Source organism: Nonomuraea bangladeshensis (assembly GCF_039529455.1).
In the GTDB taxonomy this organism is placed as follows: Bacteria; Actinomycetota; Actinomycetes; order Streptosporangiales; family Streptosporangiaceae; genus Nonomuraea; species Nonomuraea bangladeshensis.
This window is the reverse complement of record NZ_BAAAMV010000018.1, coordinates 1-16,476: the sequence shown is the minus strand read 5'-3', so window position 1 is coordinate 16,476 and position 16,476 is coordinate 1. Positions and strand designations below refer to the sequence as shown.

11 protein-coding genes are annotated in these 16,476 nt (G+C 73.4%); 3 read left to right on the top strand and 8 right to left on the bottom strand.

Annotated elements, in window-relative coordinates:
- Window positions 1-9: 9 nt before the first annotated feature.
- The 8 genes from ABD292_RS43820 to ABD292_RS43785 all read right to left on the bottom strand — a co-directional run bounded on the left by ABD292_RS43820 (window position 10) and on the right by ABD292_RS43785 (window position 7,866).
- Complete coding sequence (locus ABD292_RS43820; RefSeq protein WP_344218401.1) at window positions 10-1,281, bottom strand: hypothetical protein; 1,272 nt, start codon at window positions 1,279-1,281, stop codon at window positions 10-12.
- Between the two features lie 177 nt (window positions 1,282-1,458).
- Window positions 1,459-2,322: a hypothetical protein gene (locus tag ABD292_RS43815; RefSeq protein WP_344218399.1), complete on the bottom strand. Its 864-nt coding sequence runs from the start codon at window positions 2,320-2,322 to the stop codon at window positions 1,459-1,461.
- A 107-nt stretch (window positions 2,323-2,429) separates the two neighbouring features.
- A complete protein-coding gene (locus tag ABD292_RS43810) occupies window positions 2,430-3,176 on the bottom strand; it encodes an SDR family NAD(P)-dependent oxidoreductase (RefSeq protein WP_344218397.1) in 747 nt (248 codons plus the stop codon).
- Window positions 3,177-3,191: 15 nt separating this feature from the next.
- Window positions 3,192-4,748 carry a phospholipase D family protein gene (locus ABD292_RS43805; protein ID WP_344218396.1) on the bottom strand — a complete coding sequence of 519 codons (1,557 nt, stop codon included), beginning with the start codon at window positions 4,746-4,748 and terminating at the stop codon, window positions 3,192-3,194.
- A 57-nt stretch (window positions 4,749-4,805) separates the two neighbouring features.
- On the bottom strand, window positions 4,806-5,756 hold the full coding sequence (locus ABD292_RS43800; RefSeq protein ID WP_344218394.1) for a phosphotransferase enzyme family protein: 951 nt from the start codon (window positions 5,754-5,756) through the stop codon (window positions 4,806-4,808).
- Window positions 5,753-6,310 (bottom strand): hypothetical protein, encoded by a 558-nt coding sequence (locus tag ABD292_RS43795; protein WP_344218392.1) that lies wholly within the window; start codon window positions 6,308-6,310, stop codon window positions 5,753-5,755. The genes ABD292_RS43800 and ABD292_RS43795 overlap by 4 nt, the downstream gene beginning before the upstream one ends.
- 108 nt (window positions 6,311-6,418) lie before the next feature.
- Window positions 6,419-7,291: a hypothetical protein gene (locus ABD292_RS43790; protein ID WP_344218390.1), complete on the bottom strand. Its 873-nt coding sequence runs from the start codon at window positions 7,289-7,291 to the stop codon at window positions 6,419-6,421.
- Window positions 7,288-7,866 carry an RNA polymerase sigma factor gene (locus tag ABD292_RS43785; RefSeq protein WP_344218388.1) on the bottom strand — a complete coding sequence of 193 codons (579 nt, stop codon included), beginning with the start codon at window positions 7,864-7,866 and terminating at the stop codon, window positions 7,288-7,290. Before ABD292_RS43785 ends, ABD292_RS43790 begins: the two co-directional genes overlap by 4 nt.
- A 144-nt stretch (window positions 7,867-8,010) precedes the next feature.
- Between ABD292_RS43785 and ABD292_RS43780 the strand changes: the two genes are divergently transcribed.
- The 3 genes from ABD292_RS43780 (at window position 8,011) to ABD292_RS43770 (ending at window position 16,303) form a co-directional block, all read left to right on the top strand.
- Window positions 8,011-11,190, top strand: a complete 3,180-nt coding sequence (locus tag ABD292_RS43780; RefSeq protein ID WP_344218386.1) for a S8 family serine peptidase — start codon at window positions 8,011-8,013, stop codon at window positions 11,188-11,190.
- Window positions 11,191-11,480: 290 nt separating this feature from the next.
- Window positions 11,481-12,902: a flavin-containing monooxygenase gene (locus tag ABD292_RS43775; RefSeq protein ID WP_344218384.1), complete on the top strand. Its 1,422-nt coding sequence runs from the start codon at window positions 11,481-11,483 to the stop codon at window positions 12,900-12,902.
- A gap of 119 nt (window positions 12,903-13,021) precedes the next feature.
- Entirely contained in the window at window positions 13,022-16,303 is a 3,282-nt protein-coding gene (locus ABD292_RS43770; protein ID WP_344218382.1) for an ATP-binding protein, read from the top strand.
- The last annotated feature ends 173 nt before the right edge of the window (window positions 16,304-16,476 follow it).

Genomic DNA, 16,476 nt, shown 5'->3' with positions numbered 1-16,476 from the left:
GCCGCTCATCTACGTGGCGCTCCGGTCGAACGGGATCGCCTCCAGGAACGGCTCGAGGTCGAAGGTGGCCATCTCGAAGGCGTCGGGGTCGCTCTCGGCCGGGTAGCGGTAGAGCCTGCGCCGGATGCCGGGCAGGCCGGGGTCGCGGTCGAACATCTCGCCGATCGCGTCGGGCACCAGGCCGCGCCGCATCTCCTCGGCGAGGCCGTCGGCGATCCTCTGGTCGAAGGGCACCCCATAGAGGGCGGCAACCGTCTGGTAGACGCGGAAATAGCTGACGATGAAGCGCATGCGGTCGGGGTAGGACACCCAGTTCGTCACCCCGGCCGTGGACGCCTCGCGGTCCTCGGTGATGAACTCCTCGGCGAGCTTGCGCACCCGTTCGTCCTGGATCGGCGCCCACGCCCGGTCCAGGTCGACGCCTTCGGGGGCGGTCAGCGGGCGGCCCACCCTGATGTCGCTGAGCGGGGTGCGCACGGCGAACAGGTGGCGGGTGTAGAGCCCCGCCCACAGCTCCTCCAGCCTGCGGGTCAGCCAGGGCTGGTCCTCGTGGCGGGCGGAGTAGAGGGGGAAGGGGGCGTACGGGCGCCGGGTCACGAGCGCGCGCAGCGAGCGCCACGATCCCCGGGTCAGCCACCGGACCGGCCGGTAGAGCACCAGCTCCAGGGCCTTCTGCGCGCGTTTCTGCTCGTACGCCGACAGCGCGACGTTGGCGCCGAACATCAGCTCGGCGCGTACCTCGGGGTCGCTCGCCTCCCTGGCCTCCAGCAGGAGCTGGGCGGCGTCGCGCAGGTAGCGCGGGTCGGCCGGCTCCAGCAGCGCGGCCAGGAACTCCGGCGGCGACGGCGTCAGCGCGGACTCGGGGCTGACCTTGAGGAACCCGTCGGGGGTGTCGTCCCGCCAGAGGTTGACGGCGAGGCTGGCGGTCTCCAGGAAGATCGCCCGGTTGGCCAGCGCGAGGCCGAGCTGGTAGCTGGGGCCGAGCAGGGTGAGCAGCGTGGCGCGGAAGAGGCGGCGCAGGCGGCGCGGCACCCGCAGGCGGCGCCCGAAGTCCTCGATGAAGGGGGAGTCGGGCGTGAGGTCGAGGCTCTCGCCCACCGCCTTGGAGGTCCAGGTGGCGTAGCAGTACCAGTTGTTGCACGCCTGGCCGAGATATTCGGAAAGGTCCCCCGCGAGCCGGTGGTAGGCGTAGGCGATGACCATCGCCTCGAGCGCCGGGCTCCTGTCCTGGTAGGCGGCGATGCGGAGCACGTCGTCCGCGGTCATCCGGGTCTCGGGCATGGGGGGTGTCTCCCGTTCGCTGGTCCCTCGCCTCGAAGAGTTCAGAGCGTCCCCGAGGGCGTCAGATACAGCCCGGCGGCCGGTTTGACTCCCCGTGGCCACCGGGGGCGTCGAGCGTAAAAGGGGCCGCTTGCGAAGTTCTTGCAGCTTGATCAGCGCCGGGTGAACCCCTGCGGCTCAGAGGGCCAGGGTCTGGCCGGCCTCGATGGCCTCGCGGACGCTGCGCGCCAGCGTCTCCTCCAGCGCGTCGCCGTGCGCGGTCAGCGCGGCCATGCCCTCGGCGTCGTCGGTGGCGGCCAGCAGCGCGCGGTACTTGTGGTTGTTGTCCAGCGCCTCGCGGGCGCGCAGGGCGGCGTCGGCCTCCTGGACGCGGCGGGCGTACCGCTCCAGGCCCTCGACGCGGGCGGTGACGGCGGCCAGGGAGCGGTCGAGCGCCTCCTGCTGCGGGTCGAGCACGGCCCGCAGCTCGTCGGTGACCAGGCCGTGGCGGGCGGTGTCCTGCTCGTGCTGGAGCTCGTGCTGGACGCGCAGCAGGCGGGCGATCTCCCAGACCTGCCGGGGCAGCAGCACCTCGTTGGCCACGACGTCGAGCAGGTGGCGGCGCATGGCCTCCGACCGCTGGACGATGTTGACGGCGCGGCGGGCACGTTCCAGCAGGGCGCGGCCCGGAGGGGAGAGCTCTGCGACGGCCACGAACCGCTCGCGCAGCGGCGAGGCGCGGGGGTCGCGGCCCAGCCGGGGGATGTGGCAGTCGAGCACGGCGAGCCGTTGCTCGGCGCTCAGCTCGGGGTCGAGCACCAGGTCGACGGTGCGCCGGACGTGCTCGCGCTCGCGGTCCAGCCGCAGCGCCTCCTCCTGGCTGAGGGCGCGGTGGCGGAGCACGTCGTGGGCCACGACGAAGCCGCACAGGATGATGGGGGCGAGCAGCACCACGATGACCGCGGCGATCGGGCCTAACTCGACAAAGAGGGTGAAACCGGTCAGCAGGACCCCGACGGACGCGACGAGCGACGCCAGCGCCCAACCCCATCCTCTGGCCACGCCGTCCCCTCCGAAGCGAGTACCCGCAGTGCCCTGGATGCCACAATAGCCGCCACTTCCGACAATCCGCGGCGATACCGCGCCTTCTCGGGGCCGCCGGAAGGCCGTCAGCGGAGGTAGGAGGCCCCGTTCAGGTCGAGCACCGCGCCGCTCGCCCACTCGGCCTGCGGCGAGGCCAGGAAGACGACGGCCGCCGCGACCTCCTCCGCCCGCGCCACCCGCCCGAACGGGCTCTGCGCCCGGATGGCGTCGCCGCGCGGCGCCTTGAGATGCTCGTTGGTCATGTCGGTCTCCACGAACCCCGGCGCCACCGAGGCGACCGCGATCCCGTGCGGCGCGAGCGCGACGGCCAGCGACTGCCCGAGCGCGTTGAGCCCCGCCTTGGCGGCGCCGTACGCCGGGCCGTCGGGCTCGCCGCGGTAGGCCCCGCGCGAGGAGACGTTGACGATGCGGCCGCCGGCGGGCATGTGGCGGATCGCGCAATAGGTGACGTCGGCAGCCCCCAGCAGGTTGACCGCCAGGGTGCGCCGCCAGGCGTCCTGCCACTCCTCGTACGACACCTCGGTCACGGGATGATGGAAGAAGACCCCGGCGTTGTTGACCAGCACGTCGATGCGTCCGAGCGCGCCGGCGGCGGCGTCCACCATGTCGCGGACCCCGGCCGGATCGGCGAGGTCGGCCCGGACGACGGCGTGCCCCTCCCCGGGCAGCTCCTCCAGCAGCCCGTGCGCCTCCGCCGCCGAGTCGCGATGATGGACCGCCACCCGGTCGCCCTGCCCGGCGAAGGCCGCCGCGACGGCCCGCCCGATCCCCCGCGACGCGCCGGTCACGAGCACTCCACGTCCGCTGCTCACCCGCCGCACCCTAGCTCAGAACCGTCCCGACCGCCGCAGGTCGGCCGGCCGCCCGTCCGGGTCCACCGCGAACCGGTAGAGGGGCATGGCCAGCGCCTTCTGCAGCCTCGACAGCGTGGGCGCCGGGTGCGGGCGCAGCCGCCCCGGCGGGCGCGGTCCCTCCTCGCCGCCCCGGTGCCACGCCTCCAGCCGGGACGCGGCCCGCTCGAACGCCGCGAAGGCGGCCGCCGGGTCGCACAGCTCGTCCCGCTCGCCGTCCGGCAGGTCCAGGTGCTCGGCCATGAGGGTCAGCCGCAGGTCGCGGGCGAAGCGCAGCGCGCCGTAGGGCGGGCGCGGGTCCTCCCGCTCGTCCAGCACCGCGCAGCTCAGCTCCGAGTCGTACGTCCACGAGCGCAGGTTCACGTTGTCGGAGCCGATCGTGGCCCACACGTCGTCCACCACGCAGACCTTGGCGTGCACGTAGATCGGGGTGCCCTGGTGGTTCTCCAGGTCGTAGACGGCGACCCGGTCGCCTCCTGCGGCCCGCAGCCGGGCCAGGGCGTCCGCGCGGCCGATCAGGCTGGCGGGGCCGGCCAGCAGGCCGTCCTGGTCGGGGTGGCGCGGCACGACGACGATCATGCGCAGGTCCTGCTCGCGCTCCAGCGCCTCCGCGAACGGCTCGATGACGTCCGTGGACCACAGGTACTGGTCCTCCAGGTAGACGATGGAGCGGGCGCGGGCGAGCACCTTGCGGTAGGCGCGGGCGATGCTGCGCTCGCCGTCCGGCGCGAACGGGTAGCGGTCGTGCCGGGCCGGATACGTACGCAACAACTGCACGGCGTGCCGGCCCGCCGGCGGCGGTGGCGGGCCCGGCTTCGGCAGCGGCGGGGCGTCGTCCAGCCGGCCGACGTGGTCGCGCAGGCGGCGCAGCGGGTCGCGGGTCTCGGGGGCGGGGTCCTCCCAGCGTTCGCAGAAGACCGTCTCCACCTCGGCGACGGCCGGCCCGTGGATGGCGACCTGGACGTCGTGCCAGGGCGGGCGGGGGCCGTACACGGAGGGCATGGGACAGCTCTGCGGGTCCCCCAGGTGGTCGGCGTCGTCGCGGCGGCTGTGGCACAGGTCGATGCCGCCGACGAAGGCGACGTCCCTGGTCGGGTCGCCGTCGTGGCGCAGGATGACGAACTTCTGGTGGTGCGCGCCGCCCGGCTTGGTCCGCGTGTCCAGCAGCGCCTGGCCGCCGGAGTCCTCGATCTCCTTGCCGAGTCTGCGGTTCTCGGCCGAGCTGAAGCGCAGCAGGTCCATGTGGGAGCGCCAGATGAGGCCGCGTACGAGGGCGCCGCGCCGGGCGGCCGCGGCCATGGCCTCGCTCACGGTCGGCCCGCCGGCGGTCAGGCGCTCGTCGGGGTCGCCGCGCCAGTCGGCGAACAGCAGCAGGTCGTCCTTGCCGAGCTGCTCCAGGCAGGACCGCAGCTCGGCGAAGTAGGTGGCTCCGTGGACGAGCGGGCGTACGTCGTTGCCGGTCGTCCACGGGCCGAGCTTGGTCGCGCCGTTGCCGCGTTCCTCCTCGGTCAGGAACCAGTCCTCGATCCGCATTCCGTACCGGTTACCCCATTTGGGGGTCAAAATGTGTTCCTGTAGGTCCGTGCCTGGTCAAGGCGCGGGAACGTCGACCCGCGCGCACTCCCCGGCCAGGCGCTCGACCCTGGCCCTGGTGAGGGGACGGGCGAGCATCGCCCGCAACCGCGCCCCGGCCCGGGTCCGGTTCTCCTCGCTCTCCTGCGGGCTCATGGCCCGCCGGGCGTAGAACTCCAGCAGATGCCCCTGCTCGGCGATCGCCATCGAGAAGTCGGCCGGCTCCGTGACCCGGCCGGGACCGCCCGCCTCCCGGTACGCCCGGTACGCCGGCGTCGCGGCCCCGTCGGGCAGATCGGCGAGCACCTTCGCCAGCTCCCAGGCCGGGCTCGCCGGCCCGCAGTTCTCCCAGTCCAGCACCACGATGCCGCCGTCGTGCGCGGCACGGCGGATGTTGTCGGGGGTGATGTCACGGTGACAGGTGACGACGGCGGCCCGGTCGGGCGGCACGATCAGCTCGTCCAGCGCGACCAGCTCGCCCACCGACTCCCGTAACGCCTCCCGCCACCCTCCTTTCGAACCGGCCGCGGCGTCCGCCAGGGCCTCCCAGCCGGCGCGCCCGACCGGCTCGGCGAACCAGGCCGCCACCGGCCCCGCCGCCGGATGCCCGATGTCGTGCAATCCCGCCGTGACCGCCCCCAGCTCGGCCGCCGTGACCTGCGCCCCCTCCACGAGATCCACCCACTCGTAGACCCGCCACCGCCCGCCGGCCACCACGTCCCCGCCGCCGGTCAGAACGGGCCGCGGCAACCGCACCCCCGCCTCGGCCGCCGCGATCTGGAACGCCACATCCGCCCGCGCGTCCTCCTCCCGCACCGGCACCAGCAGCTCCTTGACCGCCCAGGAGCCGCGCCGCGTGTCCAGCCGCCAGATGCGCCCCAGCTCGCCACGCGCCGCGTACACGGCGGCCCCGACCGGCTCCCCCAGCCCGTACGCGGCCGCCACCGCCTCCACCGGCACCCCGCTCACGCGAGACTCCTGGCGCCCTTCGACCGTCGCCTCCGCCGGTACTCCCGCTTCATCCACCGCCGGGGCTCCAGCACGTCCTCGCACTCCCGCATCCCCGGCATGAGCCCCACAGTGGTCCGCTCCAGAGAGCCCTCGCCGGCCCACCGCACCTGGGCGAGGAGACTGTCCCGTAATCCGGCCGAGTGGGCATACCCGTGCCGCCGATACCGCTCAAGCAGCCGCTCCACCGCCCGCTCCGCCCCGTCACCCCGCCCCGTCACGGGCTCCTCGTCACCGGGGAGCGGCGGCGGCAAGCGCCGTACGTCGAGCCGATGCCCCCACACCCCGAACCCGGCCCGCACCCGCCCCTCACAACTCCCCCGGACGATCAGGTATCCCTCGCCCAGCTCCCCCAGGACGAAGTCGTCACCCACCAACGTCCACAGCAGCCGCTCAAGCGCCCGCCGCCCCTTGCCGGGGAACACCCGCACCAGCAGGTGCTCCGGCCCGTAGAACCCGTTCACCCCGCAGAAACGCCACGGCTCGCCCCGCCACGGCCACTCATCCTCGTCCACGAAGTCGGATCCTGACCGGCGGGCGACCACCTCGCAACCATTTTCCACGACAAGGGCCGCTGCCCGGCGCCCGTGCGGGCAACGGCCCTCCTGAGTCAACTCGCGTGTCTAGGAGGTCGGGCAGTTCTGGCCGCGGCGGCCTCCTGGCTCCTGCGGCTCGGACCCCTCGTACACGGTCAGGGTCGCCTTGCCCGGCTCCGTCATGGAGCCGTTCTCCACCAGCCACGTGTCCGGCACCGACTGCTTCGTCCCGCCGGACTCGGGGTCCAGGTCCTCGAAGCTCTGGATGGTCACGCCACGCTCCTGCAACATGCCGCGCACCTCGGCCACGGTCCGGCCGATGTAGGGCACGCAGTGCAGCGGCTCGCCCAGACCGTCGATCGTGGTGCCGTTCTCGAACGGCTCGCCGGGCCGGGCCTCGCGTCCGAGGGTGATGTCGGCGGGCCCCTGGAAGTTCTCCGGGATCTTCACCCCGATGGGGCAGCCGCCCATCTTGTCGCAGTCCCCCGGCCGGTCGATGGTCTTGATCTCGTCGAGGTACCGGTTCTCGGTGGGTGAAGTGGGGAAGATGGAGCCCACCCACGACGGCGTCGAGGGGATGACCCTGAGGGTCACGTTCAGCCCGGCGTCACGGAGCTGCGCCTGATACGTGCCGGCGTCGGCGTACAGGTCCTTGATCTCGATGACGTAGTACCCGTCCTCCTTCTTGATGTCCAGCGCCGCGGCCGTCCCGGGTCCGAGGCCGAGCCCGGCGGGCAGGAGCCAGCCCAGAGCGAGGAACGCGGCGGCCAGCACGGCCACGCCCGGCACCGCGGCGCGCAGGATCAACGGTCGGCGCGTGCGCCGCCCTGCCGGCGCGACGGCCCCGGACGCGGGTTCGGCGGCCATGATGTCGCGCATGAGCCCGTGGACCGCCTCGGTCATGCCGGGCCCGTCACCGGGAGACAGGTGGGCGACCACGCGGTCCACGCTGTTCTTCATGATTTTCCCTCCGCGAGTGCGACGGCGCGCAGGCCGTAGGTGGTCAGGTCGAGGTCGGCGGCCGCCAGTTCCCTGGCCAGCCGCTTGCGGGCGCGGTGCAGGCGCAGGCGGGCCGCTCCGCGTGAGCAGCCGAGCACCTTGGCGATCTCGGCGCTGTCCAGCCCTTCCCAGCCGACCAGGGCGAGCAGTTCCCGGTCGTCGGGCGTCAGGCGTCCGAACGCCTCGCGGGCGGCCTCGTCGTAACGGTCGGCCGCCGGCCTGGACCAGGTGGACAGTTCCTCGCGCAGCCGGGCGGCCAGCGCCGATCGGCGTTCCTCGGCGCGGAAGTGGTTGGCGAGGACCCGCCGGGCGACGGCGTACAGCCACAGCCGGGCCTCGTTCCCCGCGGGAACGTCGTCCAGCCGGCGCCAGGCGGTCGTGAACGTCTCGGCGATCACGTCGGCGATGTCGTCAGTGAACTCGGTACGTCGCGCGACATAGGCGGCGATGGCGGGATAGTGCGCCAGGTAGAGCTGCTCGAAGCGTTGCTCCGGCGCCGGGGGCCCGATGTCGCCTTCTCTCCGTTGTTTGGACACAACTCAGCAGATGTCCGGCTTAGCAGCCCTGTTTCACGATGAAGCCCATTTTTCCGAGAGGCCCAGCTTTCACGGGAATCCAGGTAACACCCCGCCTGATCCGGACATTTGCCCATGCGTTGCCGCTCAACCGAAAGGAAACGCATGAGGTTAGGCAGAAGCCTGATGGCCGCCGTCCTGGCCGTGACGGCCGGCGTCACGGCCGCCCCCGCACCCGCCGCCGCGACGCCAGGACCCGCGAGGCGAGAAGGCGCGACGACCCGGCCGACCGGCACCGTGACGCTGATCACCGGCGACCGCGTCGTCGTCACCGCCGCCGGGCACCGGGTGGAGCCGGGAGCGGGCAGGCGGGTGCACTACAGCAGCCAGTACCGCGACGGCCGTCTGCGCGTCTACCCGTCCGACGCCCTTCCGCTGGTGGCCAGAGGTGTTCTGGACGAGCGGCTGTTCGACGTCACACAACTCCTGGCCTGGGGGTACGGCGACGCGAAGCGCAGCGACATCCCGCTGATCACGCGGTCGGCCGAGGACGATGTGCCCGCGCTCCGGAGCGCCCGCCAGGACCGGCGGCTGTCCTCCCTCGGCATGTCCGCCGTGGAGGTGCCCAAGAAGAACGCCGCCGAGACCTGGAAGGGCATCACGGACGGCGTCCGGACCCTGGCCGCCGGCCGGACGAAGATCTGGCTGGACGGCCACCGCTCCTTCACCCTCGACCGGAGCGTCGAGCAGATCGGCGCCACCGAGGCGTGGAAGCAGGGCCTCACCGGTGAGGGCGTCACGGTCGCCGTGCTCGACAGCGGCTACGACCCTGCGCACCCCGACCTGAAGGACGTCGTCACGCAGGCCCGCGACTTCACCGGTCGCGACGACGTCCGCGACAGGAACGGGCACGGTACGCACGTCGCCTCGATCGTCGCGGGAGCGGGAGAGAAGCAGCGCGGTGTGGCGCCCGGCGCGAAACTCGCCATCGGCAAGATCGGCGACTTCCTGATGCAGGAGTCCGACGTCATCGCCGGCATGGAGTGGGCCGCGGCCGAGGTCAAGGCCAAGGTCATCAACATGAGCATCGGCGGTCCGGACACGGACGACGTGGACCCGGTCGAGCAGGCGGTCGACACGCTGTCGGAGCGTACCGGCGCGCTCTTCGTCGTGGGCGCGGGCAACGACGCCACGCCCGGTTCGGTCCTGAGCCCCGGCAGCGCCGACGCCGCCCTCACGGTCGGCGCCGTCGGCCGGGACGACAAGGTGGCCGATTTCTCCAGCAGGGGCCCCCGCCTCGCCGACCACGCCGTCAAGCCGGACCTCACCGCTCCCGGCGTCGCCATCAGGGCCGCCAACGCCGGCGGCGGCGCCGACGCCCCGTACGTCGCCATGAGCGGCACCTCGATGGCCACGCCCCACGTGGCGGGAGCCGCCGCGATCCTCGCCCAGCGCCATCCCGACTGGAGCGGACAGCGTCTCAAGGCGGCCCTCATCGGCAGCGCCGCCCCCAACGGGAGCGCCACCGTCTACGAGGAGGGCGCCGGGCGCGTGGACGTGGCCCGCGCGGTCTCCCAGCCGGTGGCCGCGACGACCGGCAACGTCTGGGCCTCCTTCCCTTGGGACGGCGCCGGCGAGCGCGTGGCGGCCAGGACGCTCACGTACGCCAACTCCGGCGACACCCCGCTCACCCTGGACCTCGCCGCGGACGGCGAGGTGCTGGAGCTGGGGGCCGAGCGGCTGGAGGTGCCCGCCAAGGCCGAGGCGTCGGTCGAGCTGACGATCCGCGCGGAGGGCAAGGCGCCCGGGGACTATCCCGGCATCGTCACCGCCAGGTCGGGCGACACCGTCGTGCGCACGCTCGCGGGCGCGTCCGTGGCGGCCGAGACCCACACCCTGACGGTCAGGACCATCGAGAGGAACGGCCAGACGCCCCGCGCCGCGATGGGGTATCTCTACCAGCTCAAGACCGGCGCCCAGAGGACGCTCTCGTTCGACGACCAGGGCGTCGCACGCGTACGGGTGCCCGAGGGCGAGTGGAACCTCTACGTCAACGTGTACGACTCAGACCATTCCACGACCGCGCATCGGCCCGTGACCATCGACGGCGCGGACCAGGAAGTGACGGTGGACGCGCGCCAGGGCAAGGAGATCACGTTCACGGTGGACGAGCCGACCGCCGTCCAGGACGGCAGCGAGCAGATCACCCTGGCCAACGGCTGGTTCGGCCAGGGCTGGTCCAGCTTCGGCGACGACGTCTACGCCCTCCCGGTGCGCCAGCCCGGCCTGACGTACCTGGCCGGGAGCACCTGGCACCAGAAGGACGCGGCGCCGAGCCCGTACCGCTACGACCTGGTCGCCCACCACACCGGCGGGATTCCGGACGATCTGTCGTACGCGGCGCGCACGCGTGACCTGGTGAAGGTGAGCGCGACGTACCGGGCGCCCGGCGCGCCCGGCGCGGCCTACGTGATGGTGGGGCCGGTGCTCCCCGGCGGGTCCTGGGAGGGGGGCGCCTGGCTGTCCGAGAGCCCGGAGGTGGATCTGCCGTCCACCATGACGCACTACCGCACTCCCGGCTTCGCCTGGGAGACGGACATCATGACGGGCACCCACTGGGTGTCCGGCGTGAGTCAGGTGCTCGGCCGACGGCCCGTCACCGAGCTGTGGAACGCCGCCGTGACCGGCCCCGCTCTCGGCAGGTCCGCGGGCAGCCGCGACGGCGACTGGCTGAACTTCAACGTCGACGGCCTCCTCGCCGACGGGCGGGCCGGGCTGATGGGCGGCGACTACGACATGACCGGCAGCATCGCCCTGGCCCGCGGCGCGGAGAAACTGGCCGAGACCGATCTGGCGACCTGCGAGCCCGCGTACACGGAAAGTTGCCGGCTGGACGTCCGCCTGCCCGCCGAGCCGGCGACCTACACGCTGACCGCGTCGGCGCGGCGGCCGTCGGCGCTGTCCACGAAGGTCGAGTCGGCCTGGACGTTCCGGTCGGAGCGGACGGCCGAGCCCCGGCCGCTGCCCCTGACCGCCGTCCGCTACGCCCCCGAGGGCCTGGACGACCACAACCGCGCCAAGATCGGGTCCACGACCGTCATCCCGGTGAGCCTCCACCGCAACCCCGGCGCCTCCGCACCCCGCGCCACCTCCATCACGGTCGAGGCGTCCTTCGACGACGGGGCGCGCTGGCGGCCGGTCCGGCTGACCCGCGCCGGCTCCGGATGGACGGCCCGGGTCGCGAACCCGGATGCCCCCGGGTTCGTCTCCCTGCGCGCCAAGGTCACGGACGCGGCGGGTGACCGCGTGACCCAGACCATCACCCGGGCGTACGCCATCGGGTGACGCTTCCGCACTCCGGCGGCGCGGGCGCGACGTGGCTACGGCCGGAGTGCGCGCGCGCCGCCGACGGCCTGCCCGACCCGCTCACCTGTCGCCCGGGCCGGCTTTTTCCATCCGTTCCCAGGTCCTCCAAGCGCGCCAAGCGAATCATGAGCGCGACCGCTCAGGCTGTCTGCGTCCGGACCGATCGCTTTCACGCACGCGGCACGCGCACGCACGGCAGACCGCGCGATTGCACCAAGGGCGTGCCGCCTCCATCACCCGCACGGACCTCGAACTGGATGGAACGCATCATGCCGATCGGAAATCACGAGCACACACCGGCCGTCGCGATCATCGGCGCCGGGATCGGCGGGCTCGCCGCGGCCAAGGCACTCGACGACGCCGGCGTCACCTGGGAGTGCTTCGACCGGCGCCCCGATGTCGGCGGCCTGTGGTCACAGGACCCCGAACGGGAGGACGGGCCCGCCTACCGGGCACTTCACGTCAACTCCTCCGCGAAGTTCATGGCGATGTCCGGTCTTCCGATCCCACCGGACTACCCCGAGTTCCCTTCCCGGGAGCAGATCGGCCGCTACCTGGTCCGGTACGCCGAGCACTTCGGCCTGTCGTCCCGCGTGCGCCTGCGCACCGAGGTCACCTCGCTGAAGCGGGAGCCGTCGGGCGAATGGACCGTGGAGACCTCCGACGGGGAGCGCCGTCGCTACGCGTCGGTCGTGGTCGCGGCCGGTCACTTCAGCCAGCCGGTCATGCCGGACATCCCGGACTTCTTCGCGGGCGAGGTGCTCCACGCCCACGACTACGTCTCGCCCGAGCGCTTCGCCGGACGCAACGTGCTCGTCGTCGGCCTCGGGGCGAGCGGCGCCGACATCGCCTGCGAGGTCTCGCGGACGGCGGCCCGGACCGCCGTGTCGGTGCGCGGCGGCGTGCACATCGTGCCCAAGCACCTGTTCGGCCGCCCCTTCGACACCTTCCCCGTGCGCACGCGTCCGCGATGGCTGCGGTGGAAGGTGATGCGGCTCGCTGTGCGCCTGTCCAGGGGACCGCAGGAACGGTACGGGATCACGGCGCCCGACCGGCCGCTGGGCAACGCCGCCGTCACGGTCACCAGTGACCTGCTGACCCGGCTGTCCCACGGCGACCTGGCGGTGCGGCCGGCGCTCAAGGGATTCAAGGAGGACGCGGTCGTGTTCGCGGACGGATCGGTCGAGCCGTACGACACCGTCATCCTGTGCACCGGCTACCGCCCGTCGTTCCCCTTCCTGGACCCGGCGATCGCACCGCCGCGCGACGGGCTGGATCTGTTCCGGCGGGTGTTCCATCCGGCCGCGACGGACCTGGCGTTCGTCGGGCTGGTGCAGGTCCTCGGGGCCGCGCCCGCCACCCTCGAACGGCAGGCGCGCCTCGTCGCGGCCAGGCTGTCGGGACGCTACGCCCTGCCCGGCGAGCACGAGATCGCCCGCCAGCTCATCCGGGACCGGACGCGGGCGGAGCGCATGTTCGGGGCGGACCGCCGGGCCGGGATGCTGCTGGACCCCGTGGCGTACCGCTCGGTCGTGGAGAACGAGCTGCGGGCCGGCCGGCGCAGAGCCCGCCGGGGCATCGTGAAAGCCGCGTCCCCGGCCCAGGACCGGAGCCGTACGGGCAGCGTCGCCGGGTCCCGCAGGATCACGTCCGGTCTACGTGCCGCCCATCGTGCAGAGCGCCGCTTGTGACCTGGCACCCGGCCTGGCACCCACGCGGTTCTCGCGGCTGTGAACAAGGTCACTCGCCGCCAGGCCGGAACGCTCGCCGATCATCTGCCTAAACTGGCGCCGATGGAGGGGCGGCGCACGTGAGATTTCGCGTTCTCGGCTCGGTTGAGGCGTACGACGATCACAACACCTTCGTGGAACTGCGCGGCCGGCGGCAGCGCGCGGTGCTGGCCCGACTGCTGGTCGCACAGGGCTCCGTGGTCTCCACCGACACGCTCATCGAGGACGTCTACGACGGCTCGCCCCCGGCCAGCGCGGTGTCGTCGCTGCAGTCGTACGTCTCGAACTTACGCCGGGCCATCGAGCCCGGGCGGCCCCGCAACGCCCCGCCGCAGGTGCTCGTCGCTCGGCAGCCCGGCTACCTGCTGGCCTGCGCCGACGTGGACGCGCGCGAGTTCGCGGAGCTGGTCGGCCGTTCGGAGTTCCACGCGCCCGAGGAGCGGCTCGCCTCGCTCGACCGGGCGCTGCGGCTCTGGCGCGGCGTGCCGTACGGGGAGTTCGCCGACCGGACGTGGGCCCTGACGGAAGTCAACCGGCTGGGGGAGTTACGCCTGCTGGCCGTCGAGCGGCGCGCCCAGGCGCTGCTGGACCTCGGCCGCCCGCAGCCGGTCATCAGCGAGCTGGAGGCCGAGACGCTCGGCCATCCGCTGCGCGAGCGGCTGTGGAGCCTGCTGGCCCTGGCGCTCTACCGCACGGGACGCCAGGCGGACGCGCTGGCCGTGCTGCGCCGCGCCAAGGAACTGCTGGCCGACCAGCTCGGCCTCGATCCCGGCCCCGAGCTGCGCGATCTGGAAGATGACATTCTGCGGCAGGTGGAGTCGCTGCATCCCATGCGAGCCGCGACGGTGCTGGCGTCCGCGGCGCCGTCCGCGCCACGGCGGGCCGTCCTCGGGCGGGAGCGGCAGTTCGCGGCCCTGCAGGCGCTGCTCGACGACGGTGGCGTGGCGGTCGCCACGGTGACCGGCGAGCCGGGCATCGGCAAGACGTTCCTGCTGGAGGCGTTCGCTGAGCACTGCGCCGACCTCGGCTACCTCGTGCTGCGGGGCGGCTGCCACGACCTGCGGGGCGCTCCCCCGCTGTGGCCGTGGCTGCAGGTGCTGGGCACGCTCGCCGAGCACCATCCGCTGTCGAACCGGGCGGCGCTGGCCGGGCTCCTCGACGACGAGAAGCCGTTCGGCTCCACCGACGCGGCGCTGCTGCGCCGCAACCAGGCCGTCGCCGACTGGCTGGTGGCGGCGGCGAGGATTCGGCCTGTGATCGTCGTCCTGGACGATCTGCACTGGGCCGACCCGGCCTCGCTCGAACTGCTCCGCGACGTGATCATGCTGGTGGGAAACGCGCCGCTCAAGATCGTGACGGCGTACCGCGACACCGCGGACGGCAGGGACGGCGCGCACGGCCCGTCCGTGGACGAGTTGCTGGCCCGCCTGGTCCGCTACGACCTGCACCACATCCACCTGCCCGGCCTCGGCGTGGACGCCGTCCAGGCCATCGCGGCGAGCATGCGGGCGAAGGTGGACGACCCCACCGCCCAGCGGCTGACCGACCGCACCGGCGGCAACCCGTTCTTCGTCCGCGAGAGCGTCCGCCTGCTGGCCGAAGGCCGCCCGATCGACGCCGTGCCCGGCGCCGTGGCCGCGGTGGTCCGCCAGCGGGTCGGCGCGCTCGGGCCGCAGGTCGAGGCGGTGCTCGGCATCGCGGCGGTGATCGGCCGGGACTTCGACCCCGCGGTCGTCGCGGAGGTCCACGCCTCCGAGGAGTGCACGGCGGAGACGTCCGGCCTGCTGGACCAGGCGGCCGGCGCCGGGCTGGTCGTGCCGCGCGGGGGGCGGATGGCCTTCGCCCACGACCTGGTCCGCGAGACCCTCGCGCACGGCTTGCCGCCGCTGCGCAAGGCGGCGATCCACCGCGCCGTGATGGCCTCCCTGTCCGCCCGGCCGGGCACCGACGTGGCGGTCATCGCCCACCACGCCGTCGAGGCCGGCCCCGCGGCGTACGGCGAGGCGGTGCACTGGGCGAAGGCGGCGGCCGAGCAGGCCGGCCTGCGTCTGGCCTACGAGGAGGCAGCCCTGTGGTGGGACCGGGCGATCAGCGCCCACGGCGCGTCCGCGGGCGACCCGCTCGACCATCTGGAGCTGCTGCTCAAGCAGGTCAGGGCCCGGCTGGACTCGGGTGACGCCATCGGCGCCCGGCACGCCAGGACCGCGGCCATCCGCGCCGCCGACCGCGCCGGCGCGGGCCCCGAGGCGACCACCCGGGCGCTGACCGCCCTCGACGCGCCCGCCGTCTGGACGTTGCGCGACCCGTACGAGGCGGTGGACCTGCAGCTCGTGCACCGCTTCGAGGCGGCGCTGCGCGCGCTGCCGAGTGCCGACAGCCCGGAGCGGGCCCGCCTGCTCGGGGGTCTGGTGGAGGAGCTGTACGACGCGACGGACGACCCGCGCCGCGACGCCCTGTCACTGGAGGCGGTCGAGATGGCCCGCCGGCTGGGCGACGACCACCTGCTGCTGCGGATGCTCAACGCGCGGTACCTGTCGCTGCCGGCCTTCGCGGCGCACGCCACCGAGCCGCTGGAGCTCGCCGGCGAGCTGCTGGAGACGGCACTGCGCGCCGAGGAGCCGGCGTTCGAGCTGCTCGCGTACATGATCTACAGTCATCACCGGCTGGAGCTGTTCGACGTGGCGGGCGCGGACCTGGCCGCCGGGCGCTGCGACGCCATGCTGGAGCGGCTGCCGCTGCCCTGGCCCCGTTTCCAGCACACGTTGTGGCGGGCCAACAGGCTCGCCCTGGCGGGACGGTTCGACGACGCCGAGGCCCAGTACCGCGAGGCCGGGCGCCAGGGCGCCCAGCTTGGTGTGTGGCACGCCGAGGCGGTGGTGACCGCCGGGCGGCTCATCCAGCACTTCCACCAGCGGACGCTGGCCGGGGCCGCTCCGCTCATCGACGCGGTCGCCGGCATCCATCCGTCCTTCGACCGCGACCTGCGGGTCCTGGCGCTGTGCCAGCAGGGCCGGGTGGCGGAGGCGCGCGGGCTGGTGTCCGGCGGCTGGTCGCCGCTGGTGCGGGACTGGTCGTGGCTGACCATGACCTGCCTGCGGGGCGCCGCGCAGGCGGCGGTCGGCGACGTCGCGGCCTGCCGAAGGACCTATGCCGAGCTGCTGCCCTACAGCGGCTACATCGCGGTCAGCTCCGCGGTGGTCACGCTGGGGCCCGTGGACCACTTCCTGGCCCGGCTCGCCACGGCCGCGGGCGACCGCGACGCCGCCACCCGGCACCTGGCCACGCTGCACGAGCTGGCCGTCCGCAACGGGCTCACCTGGTGGCAGGCGCGCGCGGCCGGTCAGGAGCCGTTCGGGCAGTGAAGCGCGTGCACGAGCACGCGGCGCTCAGGGCGAGCGCCACCAGGGCCCTTCGCCCTGAAGTGTGGACACCTTGAGTACCGGATGATGGAAATCCGGAGACAAGGAGTTCCACGTGGCGATGAAGTCGTATCCGCCGGAGTTCAAGGCGGACGCCGTCGCGTTGTACCTGTCTG